Source organism: Endozoicomonas sp. SESOKO4, assembly GCF_024606275.1.
In genome coordinates this window covers 1-1,552 of the sequence record NZ_JAHHPS010000436.1, presented here as the reverse complement: position 1 = coordinate 1,552, position 1,552 = coordinate 1, and the positions used below count along the sequence as shown (strand labels likewise).

The following is a 1,552-nucleotide window of genomic DNA, read 5'->3' as shown; positions in this document are numbered from 1 at the left end:
CTCCAGAACCGTATCCAGGTGACCGGACTTTTCGCCAGCCGCCACCATGGAACAATAGAGTGTGTCAAAGGTTTTCGGGTAAATCGCCAGACTTTCTGCCAGCGTCCGTCCTTCCAGTACCTTCGCTCTTACGGTAGTGATCATGGCTTTCAGGTGGGATTTCTGAACCTGACGGGACAGAGCCTGAAGACACTCTTCCAGAGGAATGGCAGCCGCTACCAGAGTCGCTAGCTGACGAGTCAACATGGCGACTTCAGCCGGGCTGGCTTTCTTCTCGAACAGAGAAAACGACGCCCGTTCGCCACTGCTCTTTTGTTCGGATTCAGTAATGGCCACCGGAGCCAGACCTTCCAAACGCAACTGCTGACGAAGCTGGCGGGGGGAATCAGCCTCAAGCACCCCTTTGCGTTTTTTACCCTTTTTATCCAGGGCTTCATAAGCAAATACGCCCATTATTCCTCCCTGGTCACCCGCAGTACTTCTTCAATGGAAGTCATACCCGCAAGAACTTTACGAAAGCCATCTTTCTGGATACTGGGACTGGTCCTGCGAATCACATCTTCCAAAGCCTGTTCACCTACACCTTCATGAATCATACGGCGGACTTCATAGTTGACCAGAAATAATTCATGAATGCCGGTTCGGCCTTTGTAGCCACCACCATGACATTCGGAACAACCTTCAGGGCAGGCTTCGTGAACGGGTCTGCTGTCAGAGTCGTCTATTCCCAACAGCTTTCGCTCATGAGGCGTTGGCTCTCGCGCTACTTTGCAGGAAGGACAGAGGGTACGAACCAGACGCTGGGCCAAAACGCCCAAAAGACTGGATGACAGAAGGAAAGGTTCAATGCCCATATCCCTCAGGCGTGTGACAGCACCGATAGCCGTATTGGTGTGCAGGGTACTCAGCACCAGGTGACCGGTCAGGGAGGCCTGAATAGAAATTTCTGCGGTTTCGAGATCACGAATCTCACCCACCATCACCACGTCCGGGTCCTGACGCAGGATGGCACGCAGCCCCCGGGCAAAGGTCATATCGACCTTGGGGTTGACCTGTGTCTGACCCACGCCTTCGAGATCGTATTCCACAGGATCTTCAACAGTGAGAATATTACGTTCGGTGTCGTTGATTTCTGTCAGACCAGCGTACAGTGTCGTACTCTTACCGGAACCGGTCGGGCCTGTGACCAGCAGAATACCGTGAGGTTTATGCAGAGCTTCACTGATATGCTGATGAATATCGGGCGTCATACCTAAACTGGACATATCCATGCGGACACTGTTGCGATCCAGCAAACGCAATACGATTCGCTCACCATGACGAGAAGGCAGTGTCGATACCCGGACATCGACGGCACGACCACCCAGTCGCAGGGAAATACGACCATCCTGAGGAACCCGCTTCTCGGCAATATCCAGTTTGGCCATAACCTTGATACGGGATACCAGCAATGCCGCCAGCTTGCGCTGGGGTCGAAGGATTTCTCTCAAAACACCATCGACACGGAAGCGAATCACCAGACAGTTTTCGAAGGTTTCGATATGAATATCGG

The 1,552-nt window shown here is 52.8% G+C and carries 2 protein-coding genes; both read right to left on the bottom strand.

The annotated features are described in order from the left end of the window. Positions 1–453 (bottom strand): type II secretion system F family protein (locus KDK16_RS08650; RefSeq protein WP_257275626.1); only part of this gene is annotated, 453 nt, incomplete at its 3' end. Further along, positions 453–1,552 (bottom strand): GspE/PulE family protein (locus KDK16_RS08645; protein ID WP_257275625.1); only part of this gene is annotated, 1,100 nt, incomplete at its 5' end. The genes KDK16_RS08650 and KDK16_RS08645, both read right to left, overlap by 1 nt.